Here is a 22,717-nt window from a genome sequence, read left to right as displayed (position 1 = left end):
TCCTTAACCGAATATGTGAATTTTCTTCGAATGGGAAAATCCATTAACGATATCCGCAGTATCATCATCAATATGTTCATCAATATTCTTGATGAATTCACCAGACTGAATGATTTCTCTAAATCGGAGCGTCATGTCTAACTGGGTTTTTGCAGCGAGGTTATTCTCGGTGTAATCGAGGTCAAACTCTGATTTGATAACTTCTTGGGTTGTTAGAGCTAGTTGTGTGTTTAGCTCTTCTTGGCAGTTGATCATTTCATGCATTCGCTTACGTTCACTTGAAGTAAGAGAAGGAATTATGTGCTCAAAAACAAAATGGTCAAATTCAATATGTCGTGCTTCATCTAGGCCATGAAAGTGCAGTAATTGAGTGAGAAACATTTTGTGCATTGGGTCGAGCACTTTCATTCTACGCTCAAACACTGTGATTATAGATTCACCTACGTAAGCTGTTGAACATAGTACTGCGAGTTTTACCAGCGGATTCTCATTGCCTTCATAAAGCGCTAACCTATCTTTTGCATAGTTTTGTTTCAGCTTTATATCTTTACCTGATAGGTGCCTTACATATTGATAAAAGCTATTTGAATGTTGCACCTCTTCTGACGCAAAACATGAGACAGAATGGAATAGCCCGGTATTAGAAATAAGGTGAGTATTCTCTTGTTGTAATTCACATAAAACACGGCTCATTACGGAGGCTACATGCATTTCAATTTCAGCTAATTGAGCTAATTCTTTATGTAAGTAAGCAACCGCTTTATCTTGTTGTCCATCTTGTCCAACAAGACTCTTAGAAAGAAAATCTAGCTCTTTATCTGAACGGGCTTTTTCCCACTCCATCCGATTGGGGTGCAGATAATTAATATGGGAGTATTTGTTAACATCAAAAATTTGAGCTGATAGTTGTTCTGAATTCATTTGTATATTTCCTGTATTTAGGTCTGACTATTTATTTGATTAGATGTAGGAAAGTGCATTGAAAATAAGTCGTTCAGTGTCTTCGATCTTTCGACGTCCATGCATTACGCGAGTGTTGTCTATTAGGAGTATGTCCCCTTGCTCCCAGTCGATGTTACATGTAAGCCTTTCACAAAGACTTTCCATACGATCCAATTGTTCACTAGGGATAGAGTTGCCATTGCTGTAAGTGATTACTGGTGAAGCGTAGTGATTAGATGGCCCAAAAATGCTGTTAGCAAAATTATTGGTTAATGCTTTATTTACGGCGCTACTTCTGACGGGGTTAGTTTTGAAAATGTATTCAATTGACCCATCATCGAGTAAATGTATTTCAGATGAATTTGGGTCATTTACCAGCTCTTTTAAGTCATCAATGGTTATATCATCAATAGATTCAACCTGTTTACCTCTGGCTAAACTGGCATGTAGGGCATAACGTTGCCATTTGGTTTTATCAACTTTACGTGAATATTTGATTTCTTGTTGAAAAGCGGCTTTTAGTTCATCATCCATTTGCTTATAAACAGCCTGCCCATCACATACAGTTGTTTGTGATCCCCGTTGGGGAGCAACATTGCAATAGAACCAACATAAATCAGGCCAGAATGGGCTATTGCCATTTTCACAATGCAATCCTACCTTGTCAGTACCTGCATCAACCTTTTGCGCTGCATCACCATCAAAACTCCGTGCCGGATCCAAGCTTAAAGATGAACTTAGAGATTTCACCAGGTCGGTGAATATCTCGATGCTGTTTGGGAAACCTCGAAAAAGGACATATCCTTTATCCGCAAGCATTTCTAAGATATATCCAGGATCAATTTCTGTCAGAGGTGTTTCTGAATTTGCTTGTATAACCAAACCTGATTCTGGTGAGTGATTGGTACTGCTAATGTTCATATTGTAAATCCTGCATTTTCAATGAATTTGGTAACATGTTCTCTACGAGGTCGGCCTGTTACTGTAAATAATTCAGCCATTACTGCTTCATTACGCTTTATAAAAATAGGAGTTCTAATGTGCTCAATTTGGTTAAGGTTTTTTTCAGCAAACTGACTAATTAGCCATTCGAGATTGCCAAGGTCAGAGGTACCTTCGTAAATAAAGATGCCTTGGAGAAACTCCTTGTTGTCACCAAAAACGATGACATCAGTTATATATGGTAAAGTTCGGTAGCTTGACTCAAGCCATTCAGGTGATACGTTTCTGCCGTTCGACATGATAATCATCGATTTTTTTCTACCTACGATACTGATGTAACCATCATCATCGATAGTGGCTATATCACCAGTATGAAGCCATCCATCTGAGTCTAAACCGCAACAACTTGGGTCACTGGTGTTGGAGTAGCCAGAAAATAAGGAACTACTTTTAATACAGAGTTCGCCATCTTCGGCCAGTTTTACCTGAACATGGGAAAGGGGTTCTCCGACTGTCCCTATTTTATTTCCATCGCGATAGTTCCAACTTACGACCGACGAATTTTCACTTAAGCCATAGCCTTGATAAACATTAATGCCGAGTGAATGAAGTCTATTTAGTACATCAACGGATACAGGTGCGCCACCAGCTGCAATTAGAGGCTGATCTTTTCGACCGAAAATCGAAAGCAACCGGCTTTCAAAATTGGCTGTAGATTCGGCTTTATCCGCAATTGCTTCAACTAAAGCCGGTGAAAGAGTAAGAGCCGTTGGTTTCGATTTTTCAATTAAATCTAACCTTTGATTAGCGGTTACGGATGGATCCCCTAATGGTGGTAATGATGCTGGAGGCTGAATAATGGAGCCACCTGTAGTTAGAGGCATATAGATAGCCGTTACCTGTTCAATTAATAAACTTAACGGCACGAGATTTAAATATCGCGAATAATCATCAGAGTATGTTCTCTCTTCAAGAGATTCGACTAAATGATCGAGGCCATAACTACGGATGCAAACACCTTTTGGGTGAGATGTTGTGCCTGATGTATGTATGATTTTGATAATCTTATCGTCATCATTTTCCGGGTAATAAAAGGACTCGTATCTCGGAGAGAACAATTCACTTGGGTTGACGTCAAAGATTGCACTAGGAAACGTGAAGTACGTTGTTTCCCAATTCCTGAGAGTCTGTAAACCAGTCTGATCTACGAGTAATAATTGACATTTACTTAAGAGATTAGAAGCTTGTTCAGCTGAGAAAGATAAAGGAACTGGGACTTCTATGATGTTTTCATACATCAGAGCAATATCAGCAATTACCCAAGAAGGGGAGTTACCCATAACAATTCCAACATGCTCACCGGAACCAATGTGTTTCAGTGCTCTATGAACTACATTCATTGAACAGGTAAGTAGGTCACTGTAAGAGAGTACAGACTCTTCTTCACCTAATTCACTTAGTGTAATAATTGCCGGTGAATTAGGGTGGTGATTTACATTATTTATGATTTTTTTAATTATACTCATTGTGCATATTCTTCATGTGCAATGTCAGGTTTGTTCATTTTTTCGATTTCAACTGGAATAAGTTTTCCGCAATATCGATTAAATAAATGACCGCAGCTATCCAGAGATATAAACACTAACTGTGGTGAGTTTTCATAATAACTACCCCAGCTTTCACGTTCTGAATCAGTAAGTACGTCTGGGGTTGATTCACAAATGTATTCAAATGGAATCTTGTAATATTTTAATAAGGTTCTCAGCTGCTTTGTCGCTGTGCAAAGAATAACTCTGAACCCCAAAGACCATGAAAGTAGTGGTAATATTTTGATTATTAGAGATGCGTATTTAGGACAGTCAGATGCAAGAGCTCCGATTTCAACTATTTCAGAACGTCTTATATTTTCATGCCTAGTCATTAATATATCGTGCAGTGATTTTCCTTTTAGGTATCTTTCAGAGAACAAGGCCTTGTCATCTTTTCCCATAGTCACGCCTGCACAGGCCAAGATTTCATTGGGATTTCTCGTTGTCGTATACACGAGAAGGTCAGGTGATGGAGACACATTTGCGTTATAGGTTTCCGAATATATTCTAGATATATAGGATAGTAATTCTGTGTTTTCCCCCTGCTTAGTTCTAATATTTACTTCCACAGCAACATTATTACTAGAGTCCGTTGAGGGTTCTATGTAGATATAATTCCTCATTAGCCAATCTCCGTTTTATTTAAAACTTTCGTTTTTCATATTCTTCAATATTCAAAAAAAATTATTAACGGTAAAAACGGACATTTAAATGAACAAATGAGACATGGTTAGTCAGAAAGTGAATAATCCGTAAAGGAAAGGCTTTTTTGTCGATCAGGACATTCACAAAGGACTTATCATGTGGTTCTAAGGAGGTAGGGGTTGATAGGGCTTTGTTACTTAAATCAATGGAGCTAAATCAAGAAGCAACGATCTGATCGGCTACATCCATTAATCGTCGTAGCCTAATGCCTAAACCTCGTTATAAAACAACCAACTGGAAGCAGTACAATAAAGCCTTAATAAATCGTGGTTCACTGACCTTTACTCAGGTTGGCGAGACTTATGCGATGATCAAAGCATTGAACAAGCTCACGGGGCTAGGTATGCCTGAAACTCAGTATATTGTATAAAACTCGCTCAACTTTAGGCGGTTTGGTTTCTCGTATGAATTACGTAACAAAGCCCTGTGTATCTTGAACTCATGTGAAATAGCTCATTAAGCTGAATCAATCATGATGCTCTGTGTCTTCTGAAGTAGTAGGTGGTCTGATGGTAGTGAGTATTCTCAGTGGTAATAGAATAATCCAGTACTTTTCCATTTCGAGATTGACTAATAGAAGTCACTTGCATTGCTAATGTTCCGGGAGCAATTTCCATATGGGTGGCGATCGCCTCTGGTACTTGATATGGCGTAAAGGTGAAATAGTTGCCTTCTATGACTAGCCCCATCTCTTCTTCGATATATTGAAACTTAGAGTTTTCCATATGAGAAACGGACAATGTCGGGTATAGCTTTACGGGTAAAAATGATTCTTCATAATGCACGGGGTGTTTATCGACATAACGGATTCTGATTATGTAATAGATAGATTCTCCGGGATTAATTTTGAGTCTGCGAGCGACACTGGAAGGGCAAGGAATAACTGAAAAACTGATGACTTTACTGGTTAGTTTTTTTGTTGTTTTTGTAATTTGTTCGGTAAGGCTATTCAACCCTTTATTCTCGAAAGTCACATCCTTGTCTATGATGTAACAGCCGCTGCCATGTTTTCTTTCCAACATCCCCTCATCAACGAGCGTATCAATTGCTCTTCTGACGGTCATCCTGGCTACTCCATATTCTTCAGCGAGTTTCTTTTCACTAGGAAGCGGTTGGTTGAGTTGAAATTCCTCTGAATTAATTCGGTTTCTAATCTGATTAGCAAGAAAAATGTAGATCACTTTTATACCTATTTTTTTGATGGTATCTATTAATTTTTGTCCGTTTTTCTCTTGAATTTATTTTTAATTCAATGAGTTATTTTTATTCATTTATTGCTTTTATGTAAGTTGTCTAATTTCTTCACTGTATGTATACAAAATGTTCAGAGATATAAAAGTGATGAGGTTCACGAAGCATATTCCCCGCGATGTTTTGGCAAAACTAAATTGCCTACTGTTTCCCTGCTGGCTGGCAAATCGGATCAATTTGAATCTTAAAAATTGAGTGAAACAAAAACAAAGATAGATAGAGATATAGATATGTTAAAAGCACTGCAAAGATTCGGGGGTGCAATGTTTACTCCCGTGCTTTTGTTCCCATTTGCGGGGATAGTGGCGGGTATATCAATCCTGTTTACCAATCCAAGCCTGATGGGTTCACTAGCGAATCCAGATACTATTTGGTTCAAACTGTGGATGATTGTTCAGGAAGGAGCCTGGACAGTGTTTCGCAATATGCCAATCCTGTTTGCCATTGGTCTGCCAATTGGTTTGGCTAAAAAGGCACAAGCACGAGCCTGTATGGCTGTCATAGTGTCTTATATGACATTTAACTACTACATCGCTGCAATTCTAACTACTTGGGGTGCAGATTTTGGTGTGGACTTTAGCCAACCGATCGGTGGGCTTAGCGGTTTGACCATGATTGCTGGCGTGAAAACTCTTGATACCAGCATTATTGGCTCTATTTTCATAGCTGGCGTTGTAACTTATATCCACAACCGCTTCTTTGACAAGCAACTGCCTGATTATCTAGGGATCTTTCAGGGGGCTGCATTTGTCACTATGATCGGCTTTATTGCTATGCTGCCGTTGGCGTTTCTGACTGCCATGATTTGACCGCAAGTGCAAATTGGCATTGGTTCCCTGCAAGTGTTCCTAAGCCATGCTGGTGCTTTTGGCGTTTGGCTTTATACCTTTTTGGAACGCATTCTAATCCCTACCGGGTTGCATCACTTTATTTATGGCCCTTTCATTTTCGGACCAGCAGCGGTAGAAGGAGGCATTCAGGCCTACTGGCTACAGCATATTGGCGAGTTCGCTCAATCCACCCAACCTCTTATCGAACAATTTCCACAAGGCGGTTTTGCTCTGCATGGTAACTCAAAGATATTTGGTGCCATCGGTATTGCTGCCGCAATGATTGCTACTGCTGCGCCGGAGAACAAACACAAAGTTCAAGGTCTGTTGATCCCAGCAGCTTTAACTGCCGTCTTGGTGGGTATCACCGAACCTCTTGAGTTCACTTTCTTGTTTATCGCTCCATACCTATTTGGTATCCACGCTTTGCTTGCTGCAACGATGGCAGCAGTGATGTTCATGTTCGGTGTGGTTGGCAATATGGGCGGTGGCGTGTTGGAAATCGCAGCGATGAACTGGTTACCAATGTTTGAGAATCACTCAATGATGATGGTAACGCAATTGTTGATTGGTTGCGGTTTCACAGCCATTTACTTCTTCACCTTTAAGTATCTGATTCTACGCTTTGATATTAAAACTCCAGGCCGGAATGCGAAGGAAGATGAGATCAAACTGTTTTCAAAAGCTGAATATCGCAACCGAAGAAATGACCAATCTAACGGAGTTGAAAGTACTGACGACCCGCGTGACCTTCAGGCTCTCCAGTTACTGGAAGCTCTGGGTGGCATGGACAACATTGAAGAGATCAATAACTGCGCGACCCGTTTACGTATCAGCGTTAGAGACCCAAGCCTGCTGATGACTGACTCGGTATTTTGCCAGTCAGGTGCTCACGCAGTAGTGCGGAATAAAGACGCCATCCAGATCGTTATTGGGTTGTCGGTTTCTCAAGTGCGGGATCGTATGGAAAAACTGATGGAAAGCCCTGTCGCTGTTACAGCTTAAATAAAGTTAATCACTAAAGTCACAAATTTAAAAAACTTAGCTACTGATGTTTTAATGGAGATCAATATGAAAAAGCATTCTGTATTAGTTGCCGGTGGTGGCAGCACATTTACCCCTGGCATTGTATTAATGTTATTGGATAATCTTGACCGTTTCCCTATTAGAAGCCTCAAGTTCTATGATAATGACGGCGCAAGACAGGAAATTGTCGCAGAAGCATGTAAAGTTTTACTGAAAGAAAAAGCACCACAAATAGAATTCACTTATACCACAGAGCCTGAAGTGGCGTTTACAGATGTAGACTTTGTCATGGCACATATCCGTGTTGGCAAATATCCGATGCGCGAGTTGGATGAAAAAATCCCACTTAAATATGGTGTCGTCGGTCAGGAAACCTGTGGTCCGGGTGGTATCGCTTATGGCATGCGCTCTATTGGAGGTGTTCTGGAGTTGGTGAAATATATGGAGAAATATTCACCCAACGCTTGGATGCTGAATTACTCTAACCCTGCTGCCATCGTTGCAGAGGCAACACGAGTACTGTGCCCGAACAGTAAAATTCTGAATATTTGTGATATGCCAATAGGTATCGAGAACCGTATGGCAAATATTCTGGGCATGGAATCCCGTAAAGAATTAGAAGTGATGTACTACGGTTTAAACCACTTTGGCTGGTGGAAGAGTATCACCAATAAAAACGGTGAAGATATGATGCCGGCTCTCAAAGATTACGTCAGCAAGCATGGTTATGTGCCACCGACTGCGGAAGGTGGGCAGCACGTAGAAGCCAGTTGGAATGATACTTTTGCTAAGGCTAAAGATGTCTATGCATTGGATCCAGAGACATTACCAAATACCTATCTGAAGTATTATTTGTTCCCTGATTATGTGGTGGAGCATTCAAATCCGGATTACACCCGTGCAAATGAAGTGATGGATAACCGTGAAAAGCTGGTCTTCAGTGAGTGTCGAAAGATCATTCAGCAGGGGAATAGCAAAGGTTGTGAGCTTGAGGTGGATGAGCACGCTTCCTACATTGTGGATTTGGCCAGAGCAATCGCTTTCAATACCAAAGAGCGCATGCTACTGATTGTGGAAAACAAGGGTGCAATTGAAAACTTTGATTCTACTGCTATGGTGGAAATTCCATGTCTTGTCGGTAGCAATGGCCCAGAGCCGTTGAGAGTCGGAAGCATCCCTCAATTCCAGTTTGGTATGATGAGTCAGCAAGTATCCGTAGAAAAACTGGTTGCGGAAGCCTGGACTGAACAATCGTATCAGAAGTTGTGGCAGGCAATCACATTATCTAAGACAGTGCCAAGTGCAACAGTAGCTAAGCTAATATTGGATGACCTTATTGAAGCAAATAAGGCTTACTGGCCCGAACTTCACTAAATGAGCGTAAACAAAAGGAGTGCCTATGTAGGCACTCCTTTTTTGTCATTGATGTTTCCGCTTATTAATCTGTATTTACGAGTCAATATATTTAGCAGAAACAGACTGTATTACGCTTTCGCAAACAGGTAAGTGCGGTAACCACCAAGTAGGTTACGTGCTTTGTAACCGTTGTTTACTAGCTGACGATACGCCATGTTTCCGCGCAGACCTACCTGACAGTAGATCACAATCTCTTTGTCTTTTGGCAGCTCATTCATGCGTTGACGAAGTTGGTCAACAGGAATGTTAACTGCACCTGGTAGATAACCGTTTTGTAGTTCACCTGGGTTGCGAACGTCCAGCAACAATTGGTCTTCTGTAAGGTTATCAATCTCATCAAAGTGAATCGCAGTTGAATCGCCTTTGATTAGGTTGTTTGCCACGAATGCCGCTTGGTTGATGACGTCTTTCGCACTGCCATATGGTGGCGCGTAGGTCAGCTCTAAGTGCTGTAGCTGCCCTACTGTCATACCAGCACGCTGAGCAACAGCCATCACGTCGATACGTTTGTCGATACCATCTTTACCCACCGCTTGCGCACCGAAGATTTTGCCTGATTTAGGATCGAACAACATTTTGAACGAAACCACTTCAGCGCCTGGGTAGTAGCTCGCGTGGCTGGCAGTGTGTACGTACACTTTTTGGTACTCAACGCCTTCACGTTTTAGCTGCTTCTCGTTCTTACCGGTTGAAGCGACTGCCAAATCGAAGATCTTACAAATCGCAGTACCTTGAGTACCTTGGTAAGTTTCACTTCGGCCAAGCATGTTGTCTGCTGCCATACGACCTTGACGGTTTGCAGGGCCTGCAAGAGGAACCATAGTTTGTTTGCCCGTCACGAAGTCTTTCTCTTCGATAGCATCACCCACAGCGTAGATAGATGGGTCGCTGGTTTGCATATACTCATTGGTATAAATACCACCAAGCTCACCAATTTGAAGACCCGCTTCTGACGCCAGTTTGGTTTCAGGACGAACACCAATCGCCATGATCAGAATATCAGTGGTGAGTGTATCGCCATCGCTTAGCGTCAACTCAAGTTCACCATTAATGTGCTGATGTTCTTTCTGACCTGAGTCCATGCTCGCTAGTGAAGTTGTTGGTTTGAATTCAACCGCTTTTAATGCCGTGCCTAAACGTAAATCGATACCCTTAGCGCGGATCTCTGCGTGAGCAAACCCAGCCATTTCGCGGTCTACAGGCGTCATCACCTGATCTGCCATTTCCAACAACGTGGTTTTAATACCAAGCTGATGGAACGCTTCCATCATTTCCAAGCCGATAAAACCGCCACCGACAACTGTTGCGTGGTCAACTTGGTTGGTATTAATCGTTTGGATAATCTTATCCATATCTGGAATATTGCGCAGTGAATGCGTCAATGGGTTGTCTAACCCCGGAATTGGCGGAACAATCGGACCCGCACCTGGGCTTAGAAGCAGAAAATCATAGCTTTCTGTGTATTCAGTTTGATCGAGAAGATTACGCACAGTAATGGTTTTTTCTGCGCGATTAATGCGGAGCACTTCATTCATTACGCGAACATCAACGTTAAAGCGAGCTAAGAAACTCTCTGGCGTTTGAAGCAGAAGATTGCCGCGTTCTTTGATGTCTCCACCGATGTGATATGGCAATCCGCAGTTGGCGAAAGATAAATGTATGATAGGCTACATTTATAGATCTAGATTAAGGAACACCAAATTGAATCGATATCATTTATATCATCGAGTGAGCAAAGAGATTCAAGCCGTTGAAGGGCATGGTATACAGAGACAAGAACAGGGTAGTGAGCTTTGGATTCAACAGTACAATAAGCAACTTATTGCGATGGGGCAAGCTGGATTCGTCAGGGGGCAAGTGTACGAAGACCGAGGTAAAAGTGCTTATACCGCTGCGAATTTTAACAAGGGACAGCTTGGAGTTTTGATGGATGATATAAAAAACGGGGTGATTGCCAAAGGAGATTTAATTGTCATCGAATTGATAGATAGGTTTAGCCGAGCAGATACAGATTTTGTACGCAAAAAATTTCAAACTATTTTGGATGCAGGAGTAAAAATAGCAATTACTAAGTGGAACTTAGTTTTTGAAGAAAAAATGGCAGGTATCGAAGGTGTATCAGCACGAATGCTTTTAGAAATCGGGATGTATTTAGCGAATCAAGAGTCCTCATTAAAGAGTGCTAGGATCAAAGCTAGTCGAAGATTAATGGAAAATACTGGAAAGAAATCAAATGCTAAAGGACCTTTTTGGTTAGCTCGAACGCCTGACTTAAAGTCGTACACTGTAATTGAAGAGAATGCAGAAATTGTAAGAACAATTTTTGACTTAAAGTTAAGGCATAACTTTGGAGCTAAGAAAATTGTAAAGCATTTTCAAAGTAGACAAATCCAGCGATATAAATATGACGATTCAGGTGTGCTTGTTAAGTCTTCACAGAATAGTGAACTCTCAGAGTCTACAGTGAATTTGCTGATTAGAAACCCGAATGTAATCGGTTTGCTAAACGATGAGCAATACTATCCGGCTATTGTAGATGAAAAAATCTACTACGCGGCACAGAAGAGAATTCATGCTAGTACGGGTGGAAGCGGTGATGTATTTAGAAACGTGTTTGTAAATATTGGCAAATGTGGTTGCTTGCTTAGAAGACAAAACAGCGAAGGACACACTGGTCTTGAAAAATGCGGTTATACGATGGCTTATGCGAGTAGAAAAGCGATTTCACCGTCGGCGGGCCAGTATTTAAAGTGTAATAATAAAAGGAAGACCAATAGATGTACTGCGAAAAACATTAATTACTATCTTGCACAAAATAAAGTTTATAACGTTCTACGAGCACTTAAGTATGATGAAGAACGTGCAATTGATACTGCTCATCTTGAAGAAAAGCTTAATCAAGTGCTAAAGAAATTAACAAAAATTCAAGAACTTATAGTTGAATACCCTAAAGATAGAAGCTGGAGGGAACAGTACGACAAACAGTGGCAGGCAAAAGAAAAAATTGAGTTCGAGATAAGAGACAGTAAATCTCGTATTAGCAGTAAGATATCAAGCCTAGATCTAGACTTTGAGATTGAAAAAGACAGAATTTTGTTTAATCAAATTTTGAAAGATAACAAAGTAACAATAGATTTTTGTGAAGATCATATGACGATAATTATTGGTTCATTAAATAATTTTTATATCAAATGTGGATATGAAGAAAATGAGCGAGATATATCGGAGATAGTTGAAAAAACAGCAAGTGGATATAGATTTGAGGGCATTGAACTGTTGAACAACAATGAATATGTAAGGCCGTATTTACCTATATCTAAATCCTGACCACTCTAAAATCTATTAGGGACAGAAGAGAAGTATTTTGAACTCACTTAACGTAGTGTCTAAAGCTGTTGGTTCGGATCAGTAAAACCAGTTAGGAAGAGGCAGTAATCGAGTGAACTTGTTACAGTGACGTACCTGACTTGACTACAACCCGCAGGTACTAGTTCTTGGATTACACTAAGACCCTTCTTAACTTTACCAAATGCCAACCATCACGCTGCTCGCCCCACTGATAATATTCCGCATTTTTTAGATACTATTGTCAAATACCCTCCTAGAACATAACGTCATATTAAAGTGTATAATCAACGCAATACCAAAGCCGCTGAAGAGCACCTTAAACACTAAACGCAACGCATAGTAAATATTGAATAGCCAACTAGTTCGAATAGGCCGTCTTATTTCTATTTTTTAACCTACCGAAGAAACGTGTTCTCTGTTAGAGTCACCGTCAACTACGCTATTGAATAAAGACACTCACAGATCGCATGTCATTGATGGATTTTTATTCACCCTTAGAACTCATTTTAGGAATCCCTAGTGACTAACAACGAAATTTTACGTCGTATCCAACACGCGTTAAACCTTAAAAACGCGCAGATAATGAAAGCTTTCGGGCAGGCCGAAGTCACTGTGGCTCACGATAAAGTGGCAAACTGGTTAAAAGATGAAAGCGACAAATCTTGCGTTAAGATGAAGGATCAAGAGTTAGCGGTATTCTTAAATGGCTTTATTAACCTCAAGCGAGGAAAAAAAGACGGCGAGCAACCTAAGCCAGAAGTCACGTTGACCAACAACATGATTCTCATGAAGCTGCGCATTGCGCTAGACATGAAAGCAGAAGATGTGTTGGACGTATTAGAAGTGGTTGGTACTAGTTTAAGTAAATACGAAATTGGTGCGTATTTCCGCAAGCCAAACAACAAGAACTACAAACAGTGTGAAGACCAACTGCTGTGCGACTTCTTAAATGGTGTGCAGTTTACCAATCGTCCCGATTCTGAAGAGTTTACTGGGTAATTTTTATCTCGAATCGAACGTGGTAATTGATTAAAAAAGCGAGAACCATTTTATTTGGCTACTCGCTTTTATCATGCTAAAGACCGATATTAGAGCTTCACAATCACGTCTACTCTTTGTCTTTCTTCAGTAGATACCTATCAAATCACGCTGAAATCTGGTCGGCTTTTAGAATCAAGACACACACCGCCCCTATGACCCTACCAAGATAAACCCAAGCTAAAACCTTAAGCCAGTTAGGGGCCACTATTCTGGTCAAGATGTTCCAGACATCTTGTAGTGATTAACTAAAACTGGCCACGTATATAGAGTTTCCCATGCTTTTGGTCATGCGTGCAGAGTCACGACTGACGCCATTGGTAACACGAATTTGTCGAGTAGACGACACCTGTTACCAAGTGTCGTCCCTCTAAGAACCCAGCGTGCAACTTTCACCGCACTAGGCTCAAGCCTTCACAAAGGCACCGATTGGCACCCAGCAACTTATAAAGCAGTGAGAGCAGGCTCATGCCAAGAGTTACGGCATTGCTTCTTTGATTTTCTCTTAGCCAAGTATTCTTGGTATTGAGGATCAAAGGGCGTAGCGGCACTCCTGATTTTCACATGTCTCTCTATTGGCACCTTAGCTATTTGAAACAGATTGAACTGACAATCCATATCCATGATCTTCTGCCAACCGTGAAATTGCCATTGACCCTGACGGTTGATGAAGTATTTAAGCGCGATCCAAGTTCTGGATTTTGTTGGATGACGCCTTTTAGCCCAATGCCATAACGTATGGAATAGCTTGTGACCTACATATCCGAATACCTGTTTAGCCACGCAGTGCCGATAGTAATTCGACCAGCCCCTGAGTTTCGGATTTATCAACTTGATTAAATCGTTAACAGGGATGGTTGCGTGCTTCTTGATGAGTTCGCGCAAGTTGCTCAAGAACAATAGTGTGTTGGATTTGCTCGGTTTAATGAGCAATTTCCCTTTGTACTTCCTATGATTAAAACCTAGGAAGTCAAAACCACGGCTGATATGAGTAATGTGCGTTTTCTCTTCGGAGAGTGTTAAGCCTCTTTCTGCCAAGAAATCAGCAATCAACGGCTTGATATCGTTCTCCAGCACTTCCTTTGAAGCACAGGTGACGACGAAATCGTCGGCGTATCCGATAAAGTTGGCTCTGGCACCCTTTTTGAGTGCGGTAGACTTTATGCGTTGCTCAAGTCCTGCAAGAGTCATTAGCATCAAGGTCGGAGATATGACCCCACCTTGTGGTGTGCCCTCGTCAGTATGGTAGAACAGCCCTTTGTCCATAAAACCAGACTTTAACCATTGTTCCAACATGCGTTTATCTACGGCAATGTTATTCATCAGCCATTGATGCCCGATCTTGTCGAAACAGGCTTTGATGTCTCCCTCAAGAACCCATTGAGCTGATTTCTTTAATGCCAGACACTTGAAGCACTGTGCGACCGCATCGGCAGTGCTACGGTTTGGTCTAAATCCATAACTGTTAGGGTCGGCAAGTGTTTCTGATATTGGCTCCAGAGCAAGAAGATGAAGCGCTTGCTGCGCTCTATCGACCATGCAGGGGATACCCAGTGGTCTGAGCTTGCCGTTTTTCTTGGGGATGTAGATACGCTTGAGCGGTTTGGCTTGATAAGCTTTTCTGCTCAATTGGTTGACTGCTTTCATGCGGCGCGTATCTGTATTCCAGATAACGCCGTCAATTCCAGGCGTTTTACTGCCTTTATTTTGTGATACCCGCTTAACAGCAAGAAGTTTTGCTGAGCGTGAGTGAGTCAGTATCCACTGCAACGCTTTCGCTTTGCCGTGTTTACCTTCTCGTGTTGCCTTTGCAATACGCATCTGAAGCTTTAAAACATGGGATTCAACGGCTTTCCAGTTTATGGATTGCCATTGAGCACTGTCAGGAGAGGCACTAATCTCTTTTGAAATCATCCTTTGCATTTCTCCCTGAATAAAGTTCTTCAAATTATCTTGCAACGAAAGACCAGTCGGAAGTCAGCTCACTTTCGTGATCAGATATGAATCTGTATCTGCATCGTTACAATGCAGCCTTCGCTTTTTCCAACATCCTCTACCTGCATCACTATCGGCCACAAAGGCTTTCCCAGAGGGAGTGATACAGGCTTACCGTGTTCCATATGTCGCGCAATGTCAGTGTAGATGCCCGCTATGGTGCGGAGAGTTCAGCGATCACGAAAGAGCATGGGGCAATCTCTTTCCGACTCTCGTGCCTTTTGGCTACAGCGTATTAACCACTTCCGCTGTTCATCGATTAACGCACCTTACGCGGATTCACTTATGTTCATCATGCTGACTACCTAGCACTTACCCGATTTTGTGGTTATCAGGAGGATCGTCCTCTCACGATTTCAATCCCGATTGGAAAATACCAACCTTCGTTACATTGTCAGAGCCGCTACTTTATTCAGGCTCCTAGGTTCATCTGGTGATACAGATGGTTCACTCGTTGAGCGGTGAACAGCGCTTCATACGACTTCACGTCGCACGCCCCAAAATCATTTAGAGTAAAAAATCATACACATTCTGTTTATCTGGATTTGCCATACTAGAGCTAATTTCGTACTGGCTTGCCATAAAGGAAAGTTGCCAGTTACAACCTTGCTCAGTGCGCATAACGGGTAGTATATGGAATTGGCTTACTTAAGTGGAGTTATATGATTCTTCATAAGACTTAGTGGTGTCTGTCCAGTTTGTTTCTTGAAAAAGACTATGAAAGCACTGTCGGAAGAAAATTCGAGCAAATGGGCAACATCGCTAACTTGCTCTTCTCTAGACAACAACTCAATCGCCTTTAACAAGCGTCATAGCTGTCTACAGTCTTGATAGGACATTCCAGTTTCTGCTTTGAATAGCCTTGTAACAGTTTTGGTACTTGCACCTATGGAATGTACGATGGTGGTAAGAGGCGGCACCAAAAAATATTCTTGCATCACTTGTTGGCAGAATTTTTTAAACCGACGATCTAAAAGGTAAGGGTAATTGGAAAGAATGACGTTTAGCCGCATAAAATTCTTCCCAAAAAAGAGCCGCCGTTTTTCGCATTTCATTTTCAGTTTTACCCCATGCTCACAGTGCCATCTTATCAATCGATTTTGGGGTTTTGGCGACGGGACGCACAACGACGACGACTGAGGAGACTGAGGGACGGAGCAACCCCCGAGTATGTACTACGGGGGTACTTTCTACATAACTATAAGGTTTGTAGGGCATCTTCTTTTTTCAATGCTATCATTACCTTAGCGATTTGATTACTCTATACCCGTATTGCGTATTCTTATTGTAAATGAACTCTAACAAGTGGAAAACTTAACTAATGGATGATGTAGGCGAACCTAAATTGTTAAATGATAAATTGAATTTAAGGCAATTAATCCTGATTCTGAGTGTCTTCAGTGTGTTGATGACGCTTATCAACTCCTTTTACTCAATGTACAGAGTTCAGCAACAACTGATTATTACTAACACTATTGAATCCAACCGTGTTTACGCAGAAAAAATGGCTGAAACAACAGACTTGTTTATTGAGTCAGCGTTTTCCCAGTTGGAGTATAGCGCTGCTTTACTCAGTCAAGGTATGTCTGACACAAAAGTACAACAACAAGAGGTCGATAGATTAAGGACTCAAACAAGGTTTTTTAACTCTGTAGTTATCGTTAACTCTAAAGGGGTTATAGTCTCTATATCACCTGAAAACATACAATTGAAAGGCGTACAGCTAAAAGGTGATCGCTCGCTGCAATCATTAAATGCTAAAGTTCCTCTTATTACAGACCCATTCATACCACCTTCTGGCAATTATTTAACCAGTATTTCATATCCAATTTTCTCTGAAAATAAAGAGTATTTAGGTTATATAGCAGGAACTATTTACCTTGAACAAAAAAATATTTTGAATACGATTCTCGGTAAGCATAGTTATAAAGATGGTTCATATCTTTATGTTGTTGATAGAAACCGCACGATAATTTACCATCCTGACGCCAAAAGAGTTGGAGAGGTAATAGATACAAATGAGGCAATTAACGCTGTAACAAAAGGCGAAAAAGGCGGTAAACCTATCGTTAACTCTCGCGGAGTTGATATGTTAGCAGGTTATGCGCCAGTTGCTCTTTCTGGATGGGGAATCGTTGCTCAAAGGGCGGAGGCACTTACCGTAGCAACGCTTAATGAGCAAATGTGGAAGGTATTCATTAAATCACTTCCAATTGGAGTAATAACGGTTTTAATTATCTGGGTTGCATCTGTATTTATATCTAAACCTTTATGGCAATTGGCTAGTATATTAAAAAACTATGAAAGTCATACATCTACTGGATATGATTTAATTAAAGTAAAGTCGTGGTATTTTGAGGCGTCATATTTAAAGCGTTCTTTTCTTAATACATTAAACATAGTTTCTAATACTATTAATCAACTACATAGTGATTCTTTAACAGATTCGTTGACGGGATTATTAAACCGTAGAGGGCTAGATAAATCTCAAGATAATCTCCGTATACAAAAAATACCATTTTCTGTTTTAGCTGTGGATATAGACCACTTCAAAAAAGTTAATGATGTATTTGGTCATGATGTGGGCGATATAGTATTAAAGAATGTAGCAGAGCATCTAAAGCTACAAGCAAGAGAATTAGATTTAGTATTCCGTTCTGGCGGAGAAGAGTTTTTATTGTTCTTACCAAAAACAGATATATATCATGCTAAGTATGCGGCGGAACGTATTCGAAAATCGATTGAATCTCAAGATTTTGAAACTGTAGGGCATGTGACAGTTTCTATAGGTGTCGCTCATTGGGCTGCTGAAGGTAAACCTATTAGCGCTGTTCTCAAGGAAGCCGACGATGCCCTGTATAAAGCAAAAGATAATGGTAGAAATCGAACAGAGTTGAGTATAAGCAGCTAACGTACAAACTGTTTTTTGGGGCTACTAATCATTCGCCCCAATGTAAGTGATTTATTTACAAAAACTTAGATAGCATGCGTGCATATTTAATAAGTTTGGATTTTGTTTTGATTTCTATTTCTGACTCGATTCCTAGAACACTGATAGCAGTAAGAAGTCGTTGTGATGTGACTTGTTGACTATTGGGAAGGATCAAATAATCTCCTCGCATTTGAAATCCTTCCAAGTCGGGTTTGTTGTGCAGTTCCCTGCCCTTAATCATTCGCATCAGGCTCTTGCATTCCGGTGGAATATCCGTTTTTCCTCCGTCCCACAACTTGATCTGCCTCACAGTTTTAAAACACGGTTTTTCTGTATATTCGACGGTTAAACTGCATATCACTTCCCTGAAAAATAGACTTTAGTGCATCTTGTTGCATTTAATATGATTTCATCATATTAAAAGTTGAAATCATATGAATGTTACACTAGAGAATTACCATTAACGCCTGAAATCTAAATAATTTTATTTACCATGAGGCGAGATGGTGCGCACCTAAACCAATATTATTTGCAATACCTGTGGTTATTGATGGTTTTATAATTTAGTAAAAGCGCTGACTGATAATTGTCCAGCTCCGATTTACGGGACTATCGGCTAAACAAAAAATGCCCCATTGTTATTTATAGTAAAAGATCATTCACATTGCTTTTTCGCTAGCTTGCCTTAGTAAAGGTTATGCAAAGTGACACGTGCATACCTCCTGTTAGAACTATTAAAGTCTGCACGGTACATGAATAGTGTTAGCTAAGTCACTCAAGTAAGTTACATACAGAGTTACCCAACCCATATCAAACAGTTAGAATATGTCTATTCAAGTAGGTAGGGTAAGGCATGTATTTAAGTAACTTAAAAGCTGAAGGTTACCGGTGTTTTGGCAAAGAGTTTAATATCCAACTAACTGATGGGTTAAACGTGATAGTCGGTGAAAACGGAGCGGGAAAAACCGCTGTCATAAGCGCAATTAGGCAACTATTTCATGATTCTGAATCAGGTAGATATAGCGTAACTAGTGATGACTTTTTCAGCCCGTTTTTGGCTGAAGGAAAGACCGCAACATCTTTATCTATTTGTGCTGAATTTGATGGGCTGGATGTAAAAGACAAAGTGGCCTTTCTACCATGGGTAGGAGCTTCCGATACAGCACTATTAAACTTACAAGTTGAAAACAAGGAAATTCGAGGTCGGTTTAAAAAAGTCATATGGGGAGGTATTGCAAAGAGTTCCCAATTTGACCCTGAGCTATTGGACCTAGTCCAATGTATTTACTTACCACCGCTAAGGGATGCTGAGTCAAAATTGTCGAATGGCCGTCAGTCTAGACTATCCAAACTTCTCAAGGCTCTGAATCGTAAGCAACTAAAACAGTGTAGAGAAGATGGGGAGTTACATCCTCTTGAAGCAAGCTTAAAAAACTTTAACGAATCTTTAGCTACTGATGACAAATTGAGTATTAAGGATGCCAATAAGCTCATAACGGATAACCTGACGAAAGCTATCGGGCATCACTTCGGGCAAAAAACCAGTATTCAGTTTGCAGAAAGCGATTTTACAAAAATTGCAGAAAGTCTAACTTTAATGTTCTTTCCTGACCTGTCTGTAGAGGACCAGTTACTGTTTCGTGACCTTAGCCAAAATAGTTTGGGTTATAACAATCTACTTTACATAGCTTCAATTATGGCTGAGCTTACGTTAGATGATGAGGACGAAGAACAACCTCTATTTAAGTTACTGCTTATCGAGGAACCAGAAGCACATTTACATCCACAATTGCAAATTAGGCTGTTAAATCACCTAAAGTCAGTAGCAAAACAAAACGAAAACGTTCAAGTCATTGTAACTACGCACTCAACAGTTTTAGCTTCATCAGTTGATCTTGAGTCGATCATTCATCTGTCGAAATCACCAACTCCGGTAGCGACACCGTTGCGAACCTGCGGGTTACCGGAATCAAGCAGCCAATTCATCAACCGTTGGCTCGATGTAACAAAGTCTAATTTATTATTTTCTAGTGGTGTAATCCTTGTCGAAGGGATTGCTGAACAAATGATTATTCCGACTTTGGCAAAAATAGTTCTAAAAGAACAGAAAGAAGGGCAAAAGAATCTTGAAGACTTAGGGATCTCCACGATTAACCTCAATGGGATCTACTTTAAGCATTTTATGCAACTATATTGTAACGTTTCTAAGTCAGATGATACCGAAGAAGCAGCTTATGCAGAGAGTATTCCGGTTAGGTGTGCCGGAATAACTGACCGAGATCCACCAAAAACTATAAAGAAACAAGTACCTGACCCAGAAAAAGATGGGGAGCAAAAAGAGGTAAGCGAAGATTTCCTTCCTTACGAGGGGAATATGCATAAAGGTACCAACCATGCCATTGATCTCGTAAGTTGTATCAACAAATCAACTAATTCACGCCTTTATGTCAGTAAATACAAGACACTAGAATATGACTTAGCCATGGAGGGCAACAATGCATCTCTAATGTCCGAAATTATTGCTTCTCTATGGCCAGAGCCTACTAAGGGAAAAAGTACAGTAATTACAGAATTTACGGAAATGTCGAAGCAAGATTGGACTAAGAAGCAACCACGTGAGGTTGCCGAGGCCGCTCACAAAATCCTGAAGAAAATTGATGACGACAATATTGGAAAAGGGCTATTTGCCCAAGTGTTGACCAACAGAATCCAGTTAAATGGATATGATTTTTCTGTTCCTGAATATATCAAAAAAGCAATTATGTGGGCTTCATCGGTAGATTTCGAAGAGGAGGAGTGATGGAAGTCGAGTTTAGCGACGAGCAGCTTAATTATGTGAATTCAAGTATTGAAGAGCATACTTTTTTAGAAGCTTGCCCAGGAAGTGGCAAAACCGAAGTGGTTGCAGCGAAAGTAGCCAAGGAAGTCAGCTCTTGGAAGAAGAAACCCGGAGGTCTCGCCGCACTTTCATTTGCCAACAGTGCAACTGATGAATTAACAATCAGGGTATCTAAGTATATGCCCTTTGGCCGAGGTATGTTTCCTCATTTTTTAGGTACATTTGATAGCTTTATCTACAAAAACATCGTTTCTCCTCTATCAACAGAGCTAACAAAGTATGTTGGGGAAGGCGGTGATGCATCTATTCGTATAATCGAGCCTACAACACATATTGGCTATCGAACAAAATACTCATACGCCCAAAGAGGACATATATACGCAAATCGCTATTCGCTTGACTTAAAAAATAATAAGCTAATATTTGATTCAGGCGATTCTATTTTAGATAAAACGCTAGGCGCTCTACCACTAAGTGATTGGCAGGTTGAAGATTTTATTCAAGCCAAAGTTAGAATGCTTCAGGGAGGATTTGCAACCTACAGAGATGTCGAGTGCTTGGCTTTAGAAGTGCTTACAAATAAAAAATATCAGAACTTCGTCGAATTGTTAGTTAGGCGGTACCCACTGTTCATTATAGATGAATGTCAGGACCTATCAGAAGAACAACTTCTAATCTTTCAGACGCTTGCTGATAATGGAGCAAAACTTCACTTTGTAGGAGATCTTCATCAAGCAATCTATGGATTTAGAGATGTTGACCCAGCTAAAGTTAAAGATTTCGTAAAGGATAACAACTTTGCCCGTTTGCAATTGACACGAAATTTTAGAAGTTGTCAAAACATAGTTAGTCTTTGTGGGAAGCTCACTGGTCGTGGGAATATAATTGGAAATATGAGCTGGCTTAAACCAAGGTGCTTGGTGCTTCAGTATAATAATTGCCCTACGGAACTAATAGAAACTTTTGATGAAAAATGTAATGGTTTCAACAATACGGTGGTCGTATCTAGAGGGCACTCTACACTCAATAAATTCCAAACGTCAGTCGACAAACCAACTCACATCCAGAATCTGGCCCTAGCTATTAAGCTATACAATCCACAAGATATGGAAAGGCTCAATCAATCATTATTGAAATTCTCAGAGTTTCTTCGTTTTCATTTAAAAGAAACGTGCAAACCAAACAGCTTCAATTGCCCTCAATCTATTTCTTCAAATCTCTCTTGGCGAAAATTTTTAAATAATTCATTAAGCTTCTTGATTGACAATGGCTTACAAAAGGTTGACGTTGAATGGTCAGGCTGGACAAAGGATGCAAAAATTTTGATTCGCTCTCTCCCAAAGCAGAGTTTTTGTCCTGAAGGTATTGCAAGCATATTAACTCCATTGGAAAGCGTAAACTTAATATCGCCGTCTGGTTCTTCCAAACTTGAAGTCGCTTCGTCATTGGCTGTCACTAACAAGCCATCGTTCCAGTTTGCAAAAAGAACGATTCATGGGGCGAAAGGAGAAACTCACAGTGCCACTATAGTTATATCCTCTTCTCGCTCTGGAGGTGACTCTCATTGGAAAGATTGGCTCAAAGATCCTGAGAGCGAGGCTGCCAGATTTGCTTACGTAGCATCATCAAGGCCAAGAGAACTTCTTATTTGGGCTGTAAAAACTCTGAAGCCGCCAGAAAGGAAGCAATTAGAGTCGCTTGGATTTACTATTGTTTGATGTGTAGTGGATTAGGGCATTTGGCTAGCCACATGTAGACTGGTTGTATGGTTGCACTACTAGAAGTAATCCGAAAAATCAGAATGCGCTATGGGTCGTAACTCACAATTGTCCAAAAATAAGTCAGAACATAACTGAGTATTGTC

Annotated in this window: 14 protein-coding genes and 3 pseudogenes; 9 read left to right on the top strand and 8 right to left on the bottom strand. The window is 40.6% G+C overall.

Annotated features, from left to right (window positions below):
• Positions 1-3: 3 nt before the first annotated feature.
• The 4 genes from AAGA51_RS19445 to AAGA51_RS19430 are packed head-to-tail and all read right to left on the bottom strand — an operon-like array spanning position 4 to position 4,096.
• Positions 4-921, bottom strand: coding sequence for a hypothetical protein (locus AAGA51_RS19445; protein ID WP_042485922.1), 918 nt, complete (start codon positions 919-921; stop codon positions 4-6).
• 39 nt (positions 922-960) lie between these two features.
• The gene (locus tag AAGA51_RS19440; protein ID WP_042485924.1) at positions 961-1,863 is read right to left on the bottom strand and encodes a TauD/TfdA family dioxygenase; all 903 of its coding nucleotides are present in this window, start codon (positions 1,861-1,863) and stop codon (positions 961-963) included.
• A complete protein-coding gene (locus tag AAGA51_RS19435) occupies positions 1,860-3,410 on the bottom strand; it encodes an AMP-binding protein (RefSeq protein WP_042485927.1) in 1,551 nt (516 codons plus the stop codon). Before AAGA51_RS19435 ends, AAGA51_RS19440 begins: the two co-directional genes overlap by 4 nt.
• Positions 3,407-4,096, bottom strand: a complete 690-nt coding sequence (locus AAGA51_RS19430; protein ID WP_052404601.1) for a thermostable hemolysin — start codon at positions 4,094-4,096, stop codon at positions 3,407-3,409. The genes AAGA51_RS19435 and AAGA51_RS19430 overlap by 4 nt, the downstream gene beginning before the upstream one ends.
• A 287-nt stretch (positions 4,097-4,383) precedes the next feature.
• On the opposite strand from AAGA51_RS19430, the gene AAGA51_RS19425 reads away from it, so the two are divergent.
• Positions 4,384-4,548, top strand: a complete 165-nt coding sequence (locus tag AAGA51_RS19425) for a hypothetical protein (protein WP_156102039.1) — start codon at positions 4,384-4,386, stop codon at positions 4,546-4,548.
• Between the two features lie 100 nt (positions 4,549-4,648).
• Here AAGA51_RS19425 and AAGA51_RS19420 read toward each other — a convergent pair whose 3' ends face one another.
• On the bottom strand, positions 4,649-5,359 hold the full coding sequence (locus AAGA51_RS19420; RefSeq protein ID WP_042485930.1) for a GntR family transcriptional regulator: 711 nt from the start codon (positions 5,357-5,359) through the stop codon (positions 4,649-4,651).
• A gap of 300 nt (positions 5,360-5,659) precedes the next feature.
• Here AAGA51_RS19420 and AAGA51_RS19415 point away from each other — a divergent pair.
• The 3 genes and pseudogenes from AAGA51_RS19415 to AAGA51_RS19405 form a co-directional block, all read left to right on the top strand.
• Positions 5,660-6,682: pseudogene (locus AAGA51_RS19415) on the top strand (PTS transporter subunit EIIC); the annotation flags it as partial.
• Positions 6,683-6,700: 18 nt separating this feature from the next.
• Positions 6,701-7,264, top strand: a complete 564-nt coding sequence (locus tag AAGA51_RS19410; RefSeq protein WP_342291634.1) for a glucose PTS transporter subunit EIIB — start codon at positions 6,701-6,703, stop codon at positions 7,262-7,264.
• 66 nt (positions 7,265-7,330) lie between these two features.
• Positions 7,331-8,659: a 6-phospho-alpha-glucosidase gene (locus AAGA51_RS19405; RefSeq protein WP_042485933.1), complete on the top strand. Its 1,329-nt coding sequence runs from the start codon at positions 7,331-7,333 to the stop codon at positions 8,657-8,659.
• 110 nt (positions 8,660-8,769) lie between these two features.
• On the opposite strand, the pseudogene AAGA51_RS19400 reads toward AAGA51_RS19405, so the two are convergent.
• A pseudogene (locus AAGA51_RS19400) lies at positions 8,770-10,359 on the bottom strand (FAD-dependent oxidoreductase); the annotation flags it as partial.
• A gap of 43 nt (positions 10,360-10,402) precedes the next feature.
• Between AAGA51_RS19400 and AAGA51_RS19395 the strand changes: the two are divergent.
• The gene (locus AAGA51_RS19395) at positions 10,403-12,028 is read left to right on the top strand and encodes a recombinase family protein (protein ID WP_042490435.1); all 1,626 of its coding nucleotides are present in this window, start codon (positions 10,403-10,405) and stop codon (positions 12,026-12,028) included.
• Positions 12,029-12,568: 540 nt separating this feature from the next.
• Positions 12,569-13,048: a DUF1456 family protein gene (locus AAGA51_RS19390; RefSeq protein ID WP_020329986.1), complete on the top strand. Its 480-nt coding sequence runs from the start codon at positions 12,569-12,571 to the stop codon at positions 13,046-13,048.
• Positions 13,049-13,531: 483 nt separating this feature from the next.
• Here AAGA51_RS19390 and ltrA read toward each other — a convergent pair whose 3' ends face one another.
• On the bottom strand, positions 13,532-15,001 hold the full coding sequence (gene ltrA / locus AAGA51_RS19385; RefSeq protein WP_042490453.1) for a group II intron reverse transcriptase/maturase: 1,470 nt from the start codon (positions 14,999-15,001) through the stop codon (positions 13,532-13,534).
• Positions 15,002-15,726: 725 nt separating this feature from the next.
• Positions 15,727-16,177, bottom strand: a pseudogene (locus AAGA51_RS19380) (helix-turn-helix domain-containing protein); the annotation flags it as partial.
• A gap of 226 nt (positions 16,178-16,403) precedes the next feature.
• On the opposite strand from AAGA51_RS19380, the gene AAGA51_RS19375 reads away from it, so the two are divergent.
• From AAGA51_RS19375 to AAGA51_RS19365, 3 genes are all read left to right on the top strand, one after another.
• Positions 16,404-17,993 (top strand): sensor domain-containing diguanylate cyclase, encoded by a 1,590-nt coding sequence (locus AAGA51_RS19375; protein WP_342291575.1) that lies wholly within the window; start codon positions 16,404-16,406, stop codon positions 17,991-17,993.
• Between the two features lie 874 nt (positions 17,994-18,867).
• Entirely contained in the window at positions 18,868-20,814 is a 1,947-nt protein-coding gene (locus tag AAGA51_RS19370; protein WP_042490427.1) for an ATP-dependent nuclease, read from the top strand.
• Positions 20,814-22,571, top strand: a complete 1,758-nt coding sequence (locus AAGA51_RS19365; protein ID WP_042490429.1) for a UvrD-helicase domain-containing protein — start codon at positions 20,814-20,816, stop codon at positions 22,569-22,571. The genes AAGA51_RS19370 and AAGA51_RS19365 overlap by 1 nt, the downstream gene beginning before the upstream one ends.
• The last annotated feature ends 146 nt before the right edge of the window (positions 22,572-22,717 follow it).

This window comes from Vibrio diazotrophicus, from assembly GCF_038452265.1.
Classification (GTDB): Bacteria; Pseudomonadota; Gammaproteobacteria; order Enterobacterales; family Vibrionaceae; genus Vibrio; species Vibrio diazotrophicus.
The sequence above is the reverse complement of the archived record's forward strand: the minus strand, read 5'-3'. Positions and strand labels throughout refer to the sequence as shown.